Annotated in this window: 13 protein-coding genes and 1 pseudogene; 7 read left to right on the top strand and 7 right to left on the bottom strand. The window is 65.0% G+C overall.

Annotated features, from left to right (window positions below; translation table 11 throughout):
• Window positions 1–74: 74 nt before the first annotated feature.
• The gene (locus Q8R73_RS19380) at window positions 75–1,409 is read left to right on the top strand and encodes a replication-associated recombination protein A (protein WP_305721162.1); all 1,335 of its coding nucleotides are present in this window, start codon (window positions 75–77) and stop codon (window positions 1,407–1,409) included.
• Here the strand turns inward: Q8R73_RS19380 and Q8R73_RS19385 are convergent.
• Window positions 1,406–1,699: a hypothetical protein gene (locus tag Q8R73_RS19385; RefSeq protein WP_305721163.1), complete on the bottom strand. Its 294-nt coding sequence runs from the start codon at window positions 1,697–1,699 to the stop codon at window positions 1,406–1,408. The two genes, Q8R73_RS19380 and Q8R73_RS19385, sit on opposite strands and share 4 nt — an antisense overlap.
• Between Q8R73_RS19385 and Q8R73_RS19390 the strand changes: the two genes are divergently transcribed.
• Window positions 1,681–2,541, top strand: a complete 861-nt coding sequence (locus Q8R73_RS19390) for a M48 family metallopeptidase (protein WP_305721164.1) — start codon at window positions 1,681–1,683, stop codon at window positions 2,539–2,541. The two genes, Q8R73_RS19385 and Q8R73_RS19390, sit on opposite strands and share 19 nt — an antisense overlap.
• A gap of 4 nt (window positions 2,542–2,545) precedes the next feature.
• On the opposite strand, the gene Q8R73_RS19395 is transcribed toward Q8R73_RS19390, so the two are convergent.
• Complete coding sequence (locus Q8R73_RS19395; RefSeq protein ID WP_305721165.1) at window positions 2,546–3,490, bottom strand: alpha/beta hydrolase; 945 nt, start codon at window positions 3,488–3,490, stop codon at window positions 2,546–2,548.
• A gap of 129 nt (window positions 3,491–3,619) precedes the next feature.
• Between Q8R73_RS19395 and Q8R73_RS19400 the strand changes: the two genes are divergently transcribed.
• Together Q8R73_RS19400 and Q8R73_RS19405 are read left to right on the top strand one after the other, a co-directional pair.
• A complete protein-coding gene (locus Q8R73_RS19400; RefSeq protein ID WP_305721166.1) occupies window positions 3,620–4,831 on the top strand; it encodes an RluA family pseudouridine synthase in 1,212 nt (403 codons plus the stop codon).
• A 52-nt stretch (window positions 4,832–4,883) separates the two neighbouring features.
• Entirely contained in the window at window positions 4,884–5,192 is a 309-nt protein-coding gene (locus Q8R73_RS19405) for a hypothetical protein (protein WP_305721167.1), read from the top strand.
• A 38-nt stretch (window positions 5,193–5,230) separates the two neighbouring features.
• Here Q8R73_RS19405 and Q8R73_RS19410 read toward each other — a convergent pair whose 3' ends face one another.
• The 5 genes from Q8R73_RS19410 to Q8R73_RS19430 all read right to left on the bottom strand — a co-directional run bounded on the left by Q8R73_RS19410 (window position 5,231) and on the right by Q8R73_RS19430 (window position 11,348).
• Window positions 5,231–6,142: a LysR substrate-binding domain-containing protein gene (locus tag Q8R73_RS19410; protein ID WP_305721168.1), complete on the bottom strand. Its 912-nt coding sequence runs from the start codon at window positions 6,140–6,142 to the stop codon at window positions 5,231–5,233.
• Between the two features lie 219 nt (window positions 6,143–6,361).
• Window positions 6,362–9,595 carry an efflux RND transporter permease subunit gene (locus Q8R73_RS19415; protein WP_305721169.1) on the bottom strand — a complete coding sequence of 1,078 codons (3,234 nt, stop codon included), beginning with the start codon at window positions 9,593–9,595 and terminating at the stop codon, window positions 6,362–6,364.
• 3 nt (window positions 9,596–9,598) lie between these two features.
• Complete coding sequence (locus Q8R73_RS19420; protein ID WP_305721170.1) at window positions 9,599–10,810, bottom strand: efflux RND transporter periplasmic adaptor subunit; 1,212 nt, start codon at window positions 10,808–10,810, stop codon at window positions 9,599–9,601.
• Window positions 10,811–10,842: 32 nt separating this feature from the next.
• Entirely contained in the window at window positions 10,843–11,061 is a 219-nt protein-coding gene (locus Q8R73_RS19425; protein WP_305721171.1) for a hypothetical protein, read from the bottom strand.
• A gap of 104 nt (window positions 11,062–11,165) precedes the next feature.
• Window positions 11,166–11,348 (bottom strand): hypothetical protein, encoded by a 183-nt coding sequence (locus Q8R73_RS19430; RefSeq protein WP_305721172.1) that lies wholly within the window; start codon window positions 11,346–11,348, stop codon window positions 11,166–11,168.
• Window positions 11,349–11,634: 286 nt separating this feature from the next.
• Here Q8R73_RS19430 and Q8R73_RS19435 point away from each other — a divergent pair, with 286 nt between their 5' ends.
• From Q8R73_RS19435 to Q8R73_RS19445, 3 genes and pseudogenes are all read left to right on the top strand, one after another.
• Complete coding sequence (locus Q8R73_RS19435; protein ID WP_305721173.1) at window positions 11,635–11,976, top strand: ATPase inhibitor subunit zeta; 342 nt, start codon at window positions 11,635–11,637, stop codon at window positions 11,974–11,976.
• 196 nt (window positions 11,977–12,172) lie between these two features.
• Window positions 12,173–12,955, top strand: a complete 783-nt coding sequence (locus Q8R73_RS19440; protein ID WP_305721174.1) for an ATP12 family chaperone protein — start codon at window positions 12,173–12,175, stop codon at window positions 12,953–12,955.
• 87 nt (window positions 12,956–13,042) lie between these two features.
• Window positions 13,043–13,907: pseudogene (locus tag Q8R73_RS19445) on the top strand (flagellar hook-length control protein FliK); the annotation flags it as partial.

Consider the following 13,907-nt stretch of genomic DNA (forward strand, 5'->3'; position numbering starts at 1 on the left):
ACGCGCGAGAGCGCGCGGCTCTGGCGCATCATCGTGGTGCGGGGCGGCCAGCAGATCAACGTCACGCTCGGCGGATGAGCCCGAAGCGCCCACGCGAAAGTACCAACCTGTTCGCGGCCGCAGGCATGGAGCAGGACGCGCCGCGTCCGCTGCCGGACCGGTTGCGCCCGGCCGTGCTCTCGGATGTGGTCGGACAGGATCATATCCTCGGGCCCGACGGCGCGCTGACGCGGATGCTGGCGACGCGGACGCTGGGCTCGCTGGTGTTCTGGGGACCGCCCGGCACCGGCAAGACCACCGTGGCGCGGCTGCTGGCGGATGCCACCGAACTGCATTTCGAGCAGATTTCCGCGGTGTTTTCCGGCGTCGCGGATCTGAAAAAGGTATTCGATGCCGCCCGCGCCCGGCGCGAGATGGGCAAGGGCACGCTGCTGTTCGTCGACGAGGTGCACAGGTTCAACCGCGCGCAGCAGGATTCGTTTCTGCCCGTGATGGAAGACGGCACCGTGGTGCTGGTCGGCGCCACCACCGAAAATCCCTCGTTCGAACTCAACGCCGCGCTGCTGTCGCGCGCGCGGGTGCTGGTGTTCCAGTCGCTGGATGCCGCGGCGATCGAGAAACTATTCGCGCATGCCGAGAAAATAGAGGGCAGGAAGCTGCCGCTCGATGCGGAGGCGCGCGCCGTGCTGGTGCGAATGGCCGACGGCGATGGCCGCGCCGCGCTAACGCTTGCCGAGGAGGTCTGGCGCGCCGCGCGCGAGAACGAGACCTTCAATGCCGAGCAGTTGCAGGAGATCCTGCAGCGCCGTGCCCCGATCTACGACAAGTCGGCCGACGGCCACTACAACCTGATCTCGGCGCTGCATAAATCGGTGCGCGGTTCCGATCCGGATGCCGCACTTTACTACCTCTGCCGCATGATGGATGCCGGCGAAGACCCGCTGTTTTTGGCCCGCCGCGTCGTCCGCATGGCGGTCGAGGACATCGGGCTGGCCGATCCGCAGGCGCTGGCGGTCTGCAACGCCGCCAAGGACGCCTATGACTTCCTGGGATCTCCCGAAGGCGAGCTCGCGATCGCGCAGGCCGTGATCTATCTCGCCACCGCGCCGAAATCCAACGCCGCCTACAAGGCCTTTGGCGCTGCGATGCGGGTGGCGAAAGAGGGTGGCTCGCTGCTGCCGCCAAAGCACATTCTGAATTCGCCGACCAGGCTGATGAAGTCGGAAGGCTATGGCGGCGGCTATCAATACGACCACGATACGCCGGAGGCGTTCTCCGGTCAGGAGTATTTCCCGGACGCGCTGGGCCACCAGACTTTCTACGATCCGCCGGATCGCGGGTTCGAGCGCGAGATCAGGAAGCGGCTGGACTACTGGGCGAAATTGCGGAAGGAGCGGGGCGGGAGCTAGGGGTCACGTTCCTTCGTGCGCTTCTTCAGTTCCGCAAGGGCGCGGCCGGCGAAACGGCCGAGCTTCGTCGCAGCGGAGTTGAGTTCGTCGGTATGGTCGGGGCGGCCCGCTTCGAATGCGCTGAACCAGCGGCGGAAGCGCGTGAGTTCATCCGGCGGCAGCCTGGCAACAGCTTCGGCGATGTCTTCGACTTTCATGTCGTCAAATATAGCAGCTTTTTGACCGGGGCGGACCTGCGGCAGATGGTTCCAATTCCCTCTTTGAGGATGGGTTGCGGGGCCTGAATTCATGCCGATTTCACCGTGACCATGCGCGGCTTTTGCGCTACCCAACGGCTTGGTCAGGAATTGAAACAATCATGAAACTCCGCGCGAACAGACTGCTGCCAAGGCATCGCCGGTCAGGCGATCACCCGACAGGCTTGCCTTGCGAAGGGTTGCGTTCGCTGGTCGGGTTGCTTGCCGGTTGCGTCTTGCTGTTTTTGGCTGGCGCAGCGGCGGCCGAAACCGTCGAGGTTACGCCGGGCGTACAGGTAACGAAGAAAACCTATGCCGGGCCGACCAACGAGCAGCCGTTCTTCGGATTTGTCGCGAAGGATTCTGCGCAGCGGGCCGCGGACGAAAAATTCGTCAAGGCGATGATCGACGCGGTGGGAACGCGGGAAAAGGCTTTTGAGGAAACGACCAAGCGCGGCTGGAGGGCGGTCACCAAGGGTAACCCGGGCGAAGCCGCCCAGCGCTTCAACCAGGCTTTTCTGCTGGGGCCTGAACAGAGCGGCGTTTATCACGGTTTTGCGGTGATCGCTCAAATGCGCTTCCGCGACAGCGAGTTCGCCGACGAAATGTTCAGGATTGCGCGCAGGCAGCCCAATCCGTTGAAGTCGCTCAACGCGGATTATGGCAAGATGCTTCTGATCGCGAAGCGGCCGCGCGATGCGCAGCCGGTGCTGGAGCAGGCTGTCAAGGATGCTCCCGATCTTCGCGACGCCTGGACCAATCTTGCCTGGGCCCGGCTGCAGAACGGCGACGCCGCGGCGGCCTGTGCCGCGGCGGACGAAGCCGTCAAGCAACGTCCATCCGGCAACTCAAATTCCGATCTGACGGCGGTGCGCAGCAGCGCGCAATGCAAGTGAGCGGCTACCTTCCCGTCTTGACGAAATCCAGAATCTGATCGGTCAGGCGCGTATCCGCGGTATTGATCGAATACACCTCCGACATGTGACTGTGCTGCGCCAGCAGCACCGCGCGGGCACACCCGACCGGGCGCCTGCACGTCGCCTGCTTCGCCAGATCGAATTGCAGCACGAATCCCTCCGGGTCCAGTTCGGCAGCAGCCAGCATCAACGGGATAGGGGTCTTCGCCAGCCCCGCCAGCGAGGAGCGTTCGGCGTAGCGCGCGGGGTCGCTGCCGAAATAGGCCCGCTGGGTCTCGGAAAGCGGCATCGCGGTCATGTCGAAGATGCCGGAGACCATGATCGCGCCGGCGAGGCCGCCGCCCTTCACCCCGTGAAATTCGGGATGCGCAACATAGCTCGAGACGTGAACCGCGCCGGCGGAGTGCCCCATCAGATAGATACGTGCGGGATCGCCGCCGCGTTCGCCGATCCTGTCCGAGATCCATCGAACCGCGGTGGCGAGATCCTGGGCGCCCGCCGGCCAGGGCGCCTGCGGCGCGAGGCGATAGGTGACATTGACGCCGATAAAGCCGTTCTTCGCCGCCCACAGCATGATGTTGTCGTAGAACGGGCTGGTCGGCGTCGTTCGCTTGTTGCCGCCGACATACGCGCCGCCATGGACGAACATCAGCACCGGCCGGGGCGATGCGGCGGTATCCGGCACGAAAATATCGAGCAGGTTGCGCCCGGCGGCGCCGTATTTGACGTCGCGCTCGATCCTGACGCCCGGATAAGGCTCCTTTTGCTGCATCGGCGCGTAGAGCGCCACGGTCCTGGGCGGGTCGATGACGCGGCCCATCTCCTGCAGCCTGGCGGCAATTTCCGGCGGCATCGGGCTTTGCTGCGCCCAAGCCGCGCCCGCGAACAGGGCTGCGACCATAACCAGGGCTGGTTTCCATAGCAGCATCACGGTTGCTTCCTAGTATGGCTTTGTTTGGCCCAGCATGGCCGATCCGATACCCATTTTGTACCGATTTCGCCGTGACGGTTCGCTGCTTTTAGGCTACCCAACGGCCTAATCTGGAGCCGCTGAATCATGAGCCGTCGCGTCAAGAGACCCCTTCGTCCGGCGGGCGATCGCCCGAAGGGCGCGCGTCCGTATCGTGGCTCGCAGTCCGAGCGGCCGCCGGCGCGTCCGGGCGGCAAGCCGTCGGCGCGTTCTGCCGCATCGGCGCCGCGTGGGCCAAGACCGGCGCCAAGACCGGCGCCGTTCATTCCCGAGCCGGAGAAGGTCGTGCCCGAGCCGGCGCCGTTGCCGACCAAGGTGCAGACCGTGGTGGTGACGGCGGACGAGAACAACATGCGGGTCGATCGCTTTCTGGAAGCGCGGTTTCCCGGCCTGTCGTTCTCCCACATCCAGCGCATCGTCCGCAAAGGCGAGTTGCGCGTCAACGGCAAGCGCGCCGACAGCAAGGACCGCATCGAGGAGGGGCAGAGCATCCGGATTCCGCCGCTCAAGCTCGATGCGGCCAAGGTCGTCGGCAGTCTTTCGGAAGCCGCGACCAAGACATTGCAGGCGCTGAAGGACATGATCCTGTTCGAGGACGCCGACGTCATGGTGCTGAACAAGCCCGCGGGGCTGGCGGTACAGGGCGGGTCCGGCATCACACGAAATGTCGACGACATGCTGGAAGTGATGCGCGACGCCAAGGGGCAGAAGCCGCGGCTGGTGCACCGGCTCGACAAGGAAACTGCGGGCTGCCTGCTGATCGCCAAGACGCGCTTTGCCGCGACGGCGCTGACCGGCTCGTTCCGCCATCGCTCCGCGCGAAAAGTCTACTGGGCGCTGGTGGCGGGGGTGCCGAAGCCGAAGCAGGGCCGCATCTCGACCTACCTCGCCAAGGAAGAGAGCGAGGACGACACCATCATGGTGATCGCCAAACATGGGGACGAGGGCGCCAGCCATGCCGTGACCTATTACGCGGTGGTCGAAACCTCCGCGACAAAACTTGCCTGGGTGTCGCTGAAGCCGGTCACCGGGCGGACGCATCAGTTGCGCGCGCACATGGCGCATATCGGCCACGCCATCATCGGCGACCCCAAATATTTCAACAAGGAAAACTGGGAACTGCCAGGCGGACTGCAAAAGCGGCTGCATCTGCTGGCGCGCCGGATCGCCATTCCGCATCCGCGCGGCGGGACCATCGATGTCACCGCGCCGCTGCCGCCGCATATGCTGCAATCGTGGAACCTGCTGGGCCTCGAGGCCGACCGCTTCGATCCGATCGAGAACGCACCTGAAGAATAATTTAGCCTGCGGCTTTCTTGCGGGCGCTGCGGCGGATCACGACATAGGATCGATGAAGAAATCGTCGATCCTGATGGGCGCGGTCGTATGGGCGCTGATGGCGGTGACGCCCGCTTCGGCGCAATTCGTTCTGCCGGGCGGCTCGCAGTTCAACCCGCCGCCGCCTGCACCGCCGCCGCCGCCGAAAATCGAAGTGCCGGCGATCCCGCAAATGGACGCCCCGCTGCCCGTGCCGCAGGTCCAGGGGCTGCAGCGCGGCTCGTTCGGCGACCGCATCGGCAAATGCCTCCAGGACGGTGCCGCCGCGGGACTCGGTCCCAACGAGCGCGCGGCCTATTCGCGCGCCTGCGCCAATCAATAGGCGGGGCAATTCCGGGGGCATCGCTGCCCACGAAACGATTACCCTTCCTGGCTAGGGATGAAATCATGATCGCGTTTGGGCCGCTTTGATTCCAGCGAATGAATGATGTGCTGGGACAGCAGTTGGGCGGCCGGGGACAATGCTCCGGGAGCGTGGTACAATGCTATTTCGGCATCGGGCAGCTGGGGCATGTCATGTTCGGCTCCCAGCAGCAGCAGTCCCTCCGGCACCATATCCTTGGACATCACCGTCACGCCCAGGCCCGCGCGTACAGCGGCCTGCAGACCCTCGCTGCTTGCGCTGGTGTAAGCAATCCGCCATGCCCGCTTGTGGGCATCCAGACCGGCAAGCGCCCGCTTGCGATAGACATCGGGCGCGGGCGCCAGCACCAGCGGAAGGGGTTTATCTGCATCCAGCACGAGTTTTGGGCCGGTTACCCAGACCAGGACATCACGCCAAACAGCTATCCCACCCGCCGGCCCCTGGGGCTCGCGCTTGACCATGATCAGGTCATACTCACCCCTGGAAAATCCTTCGATCAAACTGAAGCTGAACGTACAGTCAACTTCAAGCGCAACGCGCGGGTGCGCGCGCGCAAACTGCGCCAGCACATTGGGAAGATAGACGGTGGCAAAGTCCTCGGGCGTTCCGAGGCGAACACTGCCTTCGATGTCAGGCTCCTGGATGCGCGAGCGGGCCTCATCGGCGAGATGCAGCAGCTGCCTCGCATAATTGAGCAGTATCTCTCCGTCTGGGGTCAACAGAAAATCGCGACCATCCCGTTCGAATACGCGGCGTCCGAGGCTCTCTTCCAGCTTCTTGATCTGCAGACTTACCGTGGATTGGGTTCGCCCGACCCGTTCCGCGGCCCGCGTGAAGCTGGCGTTGTCAACGACGGCAACGAACGTTCGCAACAGATCGAAGTCGAATGGGGGTAAGGGGGTGCTCACTGTGCAACCTGGAATGCCTGGCGCCTGCCTGATTTTGGACCGCACCATCTTACTAGCACGGTTTCACAGGCGCCCATCCCCGTAAGGCGTTACGAGGCGCGAATCTGACACCCGCCGGTGCCTCCGAAACCGCCGGTTTCGGCAGGCCATAGCACCGCGCCGCAATAATCCTGGCAGGCCGCGCGGCGCAGAACCCAAGACCCGAAAAACGGCTGAACATCAATGCTGGCCAGCCTGCTGGATTGCGACCGGTTTTCCCGCGGGCGGCCTGTCAGGCTCGGCCCGGAGTGTCGCTTCAGAACGCTGCGACTCCGACCGGCGTGTGATGGGGGCGGCCTCCGGCGGTCGGCCATTTTCGTCGCATTGTTCGGCCAGCAGCCGTCGCTCTGCCCGCGGCAGAGCCAGCCTGTCGTAGAGAATTGGAATAAGCAGCAGGGTCAGCGCCGTCGCGGTGATCAGACCACCGATCACCACGATGGCGAGCGGTCGCTGAATCTCGGCGCCCGGTCCGTCGGCGAACAGGAACGGCACAAGGCCGAGCGCTGCGATCGCCGCGGTAAGTGTAACGGGTCGTAGCCGTCGTCTCGCGCCCTCCATCACCGCCTCGCGAAACGGCAACAGACCGCGCGCGCACACTTCATTGATGTACGATATCATCACCACCCCGTTGAGCACCGCGATGCCCATCAAGGCGATAAAGCCTACCGAGGCGGGCACCGAAAGGAACTCCCCGGACGCCCACAGAGCGATGACGCCGCCGATGGAGGCGAACGGAACATTGCAGAAGACGAGCGCAGCCTGGCGCAGTGAACCGAACGTTATATAGAGAAGCAGGAATATGGCTCCGAGTGCAATCGGCACGACGATTGAAAGGCGCGCCGCGGCCCGCTGCTGGTTTTCGAACTGACCGCCCCAAACAAGCGAATAGCCCTTGGGCAGTGCGACCTGCGCCGACGCCGCCTTGGCGTCGTCGACGAAGCCGACCAGATCGCGCCCGCGCACATTGGCCAGGACGGTTGCGAAGCGCTGACCGTCCTCGCGGATCACCTGGATCGGTCCGTCCTCGATCCGGATATTGGCGACCTGGGCCAGCTCGACCGTGCCGCCGCCAGGCAGCACGATCGGCACCCGTCCCAGATCGGCCGCGGAGGCGCGCTGACGTTCCTCGCCGCGGACCACCAGAGGCGTTCGCACCTGGCCTTCCAGCACGATGCCGAGCCCGCGGCCGTCAACCCATACTCTCAGCGCCTCCTGTACCTCCTCGGCGTTCAGCCCGAAGCGGCCCGCCTTGGCGCGGTCAACCGCCACCGTGAAGTAGCGCATCCCGGCGTTGCGAAGCGCGAAAACGTCGATCGCGCCCGGGACGGAGCGAATCGCGGAAGCGACGTCGCGGGCGACCCGGTTCAGGTCAGCGATGTCGTCACCGAACACCTTGACGACGACGTCGCCACGCGCGCCGATGATCATTTCCTGAACCCGCATGTCGATCGGTTGGGTCAGCGCATAGCTGATGCCCGGAATGCCGTCGAGTACGCGGCGCAGTTCGCCGAGGAACCAGCGCATGTCGCCGCCGCGCCACTCGCCGCGCGGAGCCAGCGTCATGAACATATCGGTCTCGTTGAGGCCGACCGGATCGATGCCGAGTTCGTCGGCGCCGGCCCGGGCGATGACCCGCCGAATCTCGGGAATCTCCGCCTTGAGGGCTTGCTGAATACGTAGATCGGTCTGCGCTGCTTCGTCGACCGAGATGGTTGGAAACTTGCGGATGGTGATGACGGGCGTGCCCTCATCCATGACGGGCATGAAGGTGCTGCCGATGCGCGGGAATACGACGGCAACCGCCGCAATGCCGATCGCGACTGCCACGAACACGCCGATGGGCCGCCGCATCACATAGGCAAGCAGCGGATCGTAGCCGGCGTGCAGCTTGCGCACCAGCCACGGCTCGGCATGCGCGCCGGTGCGAAGCAGATGGGCGGAGAGCACGGGAACGACGGTTAACGAGAGCAGCAGCGCGGCGATCAGCGCCACTACGATGGTGAGCGCGACCGGGCTGAACAGGCGGCCCTCGAGGCCCTGCAAGGCGAGTAGCGGCATGAACACCAGGATAATGATGGCGACGCCCGACACCAGCGGCACGGCGACCTCACGCGTCGCCTCCAGGGTGAGGCGCACACGCGTGGCGAGATTGGGCTTCTCGACGGTGGAAAGGCGGTGCTCGACGTTTTCGACCACGACTACGGCGCAGTCGACCAGCAAGCCGATGGCGATCGCCAGCCCGCCGAGCGACATGATGTTGGCCGACCAGCCCAACAGCCGCATCACACCGAAGGTCGTCAACACCGCGAGCGGCAGGATCAGCGAGACAACCAGCGCCGAGCGCAGATTTCCCAGAAACAGCAGCAGCAGTATGACGACGAACAGGATGGCCTCGAGCAGCACCTTTTGCACCGTCCAGACGGCCTTGCCGATCAGTTCGCTGCGGTCGTAGAAAATCACGATGCGGGCGCCCTCGGGCAGTTGCGGCGCGAGTGAAGCGAAGCGCGCCTTCACGCCGTCCACCACGCTGCGCGCATTGGCGCCACGCAGGCCGAGCACCATGCCCCACACGGCCTCGCCGGCTGCGTCCGCCGTTACCACGCCGTTGCGGGCGAGCGAGCCGAAACGCACGTCGGCAATGTCGCTGACCCGCACGATCACCCCGTTGCGCGTCGCGACCACCGTATTGCGGATATCGTCAAGGGTCTGGATGCGGCCTTCCGACCGCACCAGCAATGCTTCTTCGCCGTTCCTGATGCGTCCGGCCCCGTCATTGCGGTTGTTGACCTCGACAGCCTTCTCCAGCATCTGCGTGGTGATTCCGCGTGCCGCCATCGCGGAGGCCGACGGAATTACTTCGAAGGTACGTACATGGCCCCCCAGCACATTGACGTCGGCGACACCGGGCAGGCTGCGCAGCGCCGGTCGGATCGTCCAGTCGAGCAGCGACCGCTTCTCCTGCGTCGACATGGTCGCCGACTCGATGGTGAACATCACCATCTCGGCGAGAGGGGTCACGATCGGGGCAAGGCCGCCATCGCTGCCGGCGGGAAGCTGGTCGCGGACCTCCTGCAGGCGCTCATTGACCTGCGCGCGGGCCCAGAAGATATCGGTTCCGTCTGCAAACTCGAAGGTCAGCAGCGCAACCGCGTATCGTGTCGTCGATCGCATGCGCACGAGGTTGGGGATGCCGCGCGCGGCCAGCTCGATCGGTGTCGTGACCCGGCTCTCGAGCTCCTCGGGAGCGAGGCCGGGCGCCTGCATCGAGACCAGTACCTGGATCGGCGCGACATCCGGAAAGGCGTCGATCGGAAGCTTCTGGTAGGCCATCGTCCCCCAGACGGCCAGTGCGACAGCGCCGATGAAAACGATGAGACGCTGCTTCAGTGCGAGGTCAACAAGTCCGGAAAGCATGGCTTAGTCCTTGTCCGCGGCCGCGAGTTCGGAGAGCAGCGCGATGACGCCGCGATCGGCCACTTCGTCACCCTTGGTAAGAGAACCGCGAACTGAGGCGCTGCGCGCGGTTTCCGAAATGACCTGGACAGGCCGCGCCAGAAAACCCCGGGGATCTTTCACGAATACCCAGGCGCGGTCGCGGTGACGCACGACGGATGTCGCCGGTAGGGACCATTGCGATTCGCCGTTCTGGCTGATGCGGATCGTGACCAGAACGGCGAGCCCTGGGCGGACCGTGCCGTTGGCCGAGCCGATTTCGGCGACCGCGACGGCTGACTGCGTCGAGGCCTCGACGGTGCTGCCGATCCGGACGATGCGTCCCTGCACGCCGTAAGCCGGCATCACAACGGCCTGTCCGGCGGTAATCGCCGGCAGGCGCGCGGCCGGCACCTGGATGTTGACCCAAAGCGGCTCGAGCGCGGCAAGAGAAACAACGGGCGCCGCAGCTTCTACACGCTGACCGGGGCTGGCGTCGCGTCGCACCACGGTGCCCGAGATCGGTGCGTGCACCGTGACCGAGCTGAGGATCCGCCGCGAGTTGCGCAGCGTCTCGATATCGGCCTCGGACATTTCCATCAGGCTGAGGATCTGGGCCCGTTCGTCGAGACGCGACTTGGCGTTGACGGCTTCCGTCTCGACCACGCGCAATTCGCGCTCCGGCGTCACCCGGCTCTCCCATAGAAAGCGGACGCGGCGCAGGCGGTCCGCGGACAGCGCCTCGTCGGCGATCGCGGCCAGATATTGCCGCTGTGCCTCGACGAGATCGGGCGAGCGCAAGCGTGCGATCGGCTGACCGGCCGTCACGTTTTCGTCGGTGGCGACCAGCACCGCCTCGACCAGGCCGTTTGCCGGCGCGGCGACCACGCGGAGCTGGGAGGGGGGGATTGCTACCGTGCCGGGCAGCGACAACTCGGTCTCGCCGCGCTCCGGCTCGACCGTTGATGTCCCGATGCCGGCGGTGCGAATCTCGCGTTCATCCATCGTGATCACGACGTCGGTCTGATCGGCGGCGAGACAGGTGGCGCTGGGCAGGACGGCGCCGACAACAGATATCCCGATCAGCCCAGCCAGGTTGCAAGGTGAGGAAATCAACCAAATCATCTTCCTTAGAATCCGGCCACGCTCGGAGGATTGGCCGACGGGTCGGGCTTGGGTGATGGTATCGTTCATCATCGGGGCTCTCGTGTCTTCTGTCGGGGGTGGAGTCAGCGCTTAAGGGAAGCGTCGGCGGCCGGAGCGGCGGGCTGTTGCGGAAAGCGCGGGTCTGCGGCCGATGCCTGGACTGCCTCGTTCCTCTTTACCTTCCACATCGAGACGGTCACGCCGCCGACCAACAACGTGAAGGTCACGCCGGGCGATATCGGATCGAACGTTCCGAATATCCGGTTGCGGAATATCTTGAGGCCGATGAAGATCAGAGCCACGCAGAGCGCGTATTTCAGATACCGGAAGCGATGCACGGCGGCGGCTGAGCTCGGTCGACATGCCTATCGCCGGCGCGTGGTGCGTGCAAAGCGCCCCGCTCCAATTAATGATCCGCAGAATCTCGTGCCATGCCGGAGACGGGTGGGCTCGAACGGCGGCGTACTTTCTCAACCATGATCGCTGCTGGTTTCGACGATTGGCCGGCTCGCGCAGGTATTTCGTATTGTTTCAGATCGTCTCTCAAGAATTTCGATTGAACTTCCATCGGCTGGATACCGGTCTTCATCGCTGCATCTCCACTAGCCTCGCGAATTTCTTATCTCCTGCCCGCGATATTTATTGAAATGAGTTGTTCGGCTGCTTGGCATTGGAAAATCCAATGGAACTGGCTTTTGCAGCAGCCGGGTAGGCCGCGTCGCGCAAGCACCGGGCTCGATACAAACGCCTCGGGCCTTGCAAACCCTCAATCTGCACTATTGAACAATCCAATTGGCGCCTGCTCGGCTTGGCCTCTATCGATGGTTAGACCTCGGAGCGGTAAACTCGGAGTGGACTAGGGAAAGAGGAGCGCCATGACACTGCATTTGAATACCGGCGGCGGCCTGGATCAGATCGAATACGATACCCGCGACGGAGAGATCGCCCGCAGAAACGTCCTTTTCGGACTTTGGGCGGGGCAGCGCATGGGCCTGAAGGGCGATGCGATCGAGGACTATGCCTGGTCGGTGCACCTGGCCGATCGCGATACTCCCGGCCACGATGATGTGATCGCGAAGGTCGCCAGCGACCTCGCCTCCTGCGGCAATCCGATCAGCGATCGCCAGTTGCGCAGTTATCTGCAGGAGATGGCGATGCGCGCCAGTCTCGATCTCGCGCAGACCGATCCTGAGGCCATCATGAGCCGACGGAGATGAAATTCAGTCTCGCTGGGCCGGGGCGGCCTTGACCGGTCGACAGGCTGGCTGATCGGTCGCCGTAATGGGCTGGACTTGCCTGACCGGCGATTCCGGCGGTCGGAACCCGTCCTCGCGCCGCCGCTTTATTTGCATCCGGCCATGTCGTACCCTTAGCTGTTGAGGATTGTCGCCGCCGACAGAGACCGAAAACCGCATGCGCGAACTATTCGACGAAGTGGCCGGGCAATCCCGGCTCGATCCGGAGGAGGCCGTGCGGCGCACGACGCGCAGTCCGCGCCGCAAGCGCTTCTACACCAAGGCTGGAGTTGTCGAGGGGCCCGGAGGGTTTGCCATCACGCTGGACGACAGGCCGGTCCGCACGCCTTCGGGCCGTGCACTGGCTGCGCCGACACGCGCGATTGCCGACGCCATCGCGGCGGAATGGGAGGCGCAGCCGGAGTTCATCGATCCCATGTCGATGCCGATGACGCGGTTCGCCAACAGCGTCGTGGACGCCGTGGTCGATCGGGTCGATGCCGTCACCGACGACGTCGCGAAATATCTCGGCTCCGATCTGCTGTTCTACCGCGCCGGCTATCCCGAGGCGCTGGTGGCCCGGGAGGCGGCCCATTGGGACCCGATCGTGTTCTGGGCCGCCGAGGCGCTCGGCGCGCATTTTATCCTGGCCGAAGGCATCGTTCATGTCCGCCAGCCCGAGCCGGCGATCGCGGCGGCGCGCGCGGCGTTGCCCGGCGATCCCTGGTCGATCGCGGCCGTCCATGTAGTCACCACCCTGACGGGCTCGGCGCTGCTCGCCCTGGCGCTGTTGCGCGGCGTGCGGGATGCCGATCAGGTCTGGAACGCAGCCCATGTCGATGAGGGCTGGAACATCGAGCAATGGGGGGTGGATGAGGAGGTCGCGGCGCGCCGCCGGGCGCGGCTGGTCGATTTTGCGGCCGCCGCCGGCATCATCGGGGCGTTGAATCCCGCCACCTGATCCCGCCCTTTTGCGGATCGCACCCCCCGCGGTTAACGAGAGGTTTACGCCGCTGGACTAGCGTTTGAAGTCCAGCGAGTTCTCACCATGTCGATAGCTCCCGTCAATCCGATCCTTGCCGTCGTCGCCGCCAAGGGCGTCGAGCGCGATTTGATGCTGCAACCGGGGACGGTCGTCGACGCCCAGGTGCTGAAGGTTCTCGCCAACAATATGGTCCGGATCGCGATCTCCGGGCTGGCGCTCGATGTCATGTCGCAAGTTCCTCTGCAGGCCGGACAGGCCCTGCAACTGGCGGTATCGAAGACCGAAGGCGGCATCAGGCTCGCCATGGTCGGGCAGGGTGCCGGCGCGGCCGACACATCGGCCGACACCGTAACCCTGGCGTCCGGGGCCCGGGCCGATGCCGCGACCAATTCCCAGGCGACGTCAGCGTTACCAAAGAACATACTGACGCCGCTCGAGAAGCTGGCGGTTTCAACGGCGGTGCAGACCGCTGCCACCGAGCAGGGCAGTCTGGCGCCGCTGTTTGCCAATGCCGGGGTGGCCGCCGGCTCAAAGACTCTGCCGCCGCAACTGCAGCAGGCGGTGGCGCAACTACTGGCTCAACGCACCAGCCTCGATCAAAACCTGACCGGCGGCGACGTGAAAAATGCCTTCCAGAAATCCGGGCTGTTTCTCGAGGCGTCGCTGGCGTCGGGATCGCCGCCTGCCGGGATCCCCGATCTCAAGGCCGCGCTGATCGTGCTGCGCCAGACGCTCCTGTCGTCGCTCGGCGGGGCCGCGGATGAGGCGGCGCCGCCGCTTGCGCCATCCCACTCTCCTGACGCCGATGCGCCCGACATTCGCCTGCCGCAGGGGCGGCTGGCCGCCGCCGGCGATGTGTTGTCCGCGGGCGGCGCGTCCCGCGCGGCGACGGCCGCCGCGCTGAATGCGCTGCTGGAGGGACTGCCGC

This window comes from Bradyrhizobium sp., from assembly GCF_030697065.1.
Classification (GTDB): Bacteria; Pseudomonadota; Alphaproteobacteria; order Rhizobiales; family Xanthobacteraceae; genus Bradyrhizobium.

Bases quoted from the DNA above. Each gene is read 5' to 3' on its own strand.
- Q8R73_RS19435 (WP_305721173.1), top strand. From the start codon at position 11,635: ATGACACTGCATTTGAATACCGGCGGCGGCCTGGATCAGATCGAATAC.
- Q8R73_RS19405 (WP_305721167.1), top strand. From the start codon at position 4,884: ATGAAGAAATCGTCGATCCTGATGGGCGCGGTCGTATGGGCGCTGATG.
- Q8R73_RS19400 (WP_305721166.1), top strand. From the start codon at position 3,620: ATGAGCCGTCGCGTCAAGAGACCCCTTCGTCCGGCGGGCGATCGCCCG.
- Q8R73_RS19415 (WP_305721169.1), bottom strand. From the start codon at position 9,595: ATGCTTTCCGGACTTGTTGACCTCGCACTGAAGCAGCGTCTCATCGTT.
- Q8R73_RS19395 (WP_305721165.1), bottom strand. From the start codon at position 3,490: ATGCTGCTATGGAAACCAGCCCTGGTTATGGTCGCAGCCCTGTTCGCG.
- Q8R73_RS19420 (WP_305721170.1), bottom strand. From the start codon at position 10,810: ATGATGAACGATACCATCACCCAAGCCCGACCCGTCGGCCAATCCTCC.
- Q8R73_RS19430 (WP_305721172.1), bottom strand. From the start codon at position 11,348: ATGAAGACCGGTATCCAGCCGATGGAAGTTCAATCGAAATTCTTGAGA.
- Q8R73_RS19440 (WP_305721174.1), top strand. From the start codon at position 12,173: ATGCGCGAACTATTCGACGAAGTGGCCGGGCAATCCCGGCTCGATCCG.
- Q8R73_RS19385 (WP_305721163.1), bottom strand. From the start codon at position 1,699: ATGAATTCAGGCCCCGCAACCCATCCTCAAAGAGGGAATTGGAACCAT.
- Q8R73_RS19380 (WP_305721162.1), top strand. From the start codon at position 75: ATGAGCCCGAAGCGCCCACGCGAAAGTACCAACCTGTTCGCGGCCGCA.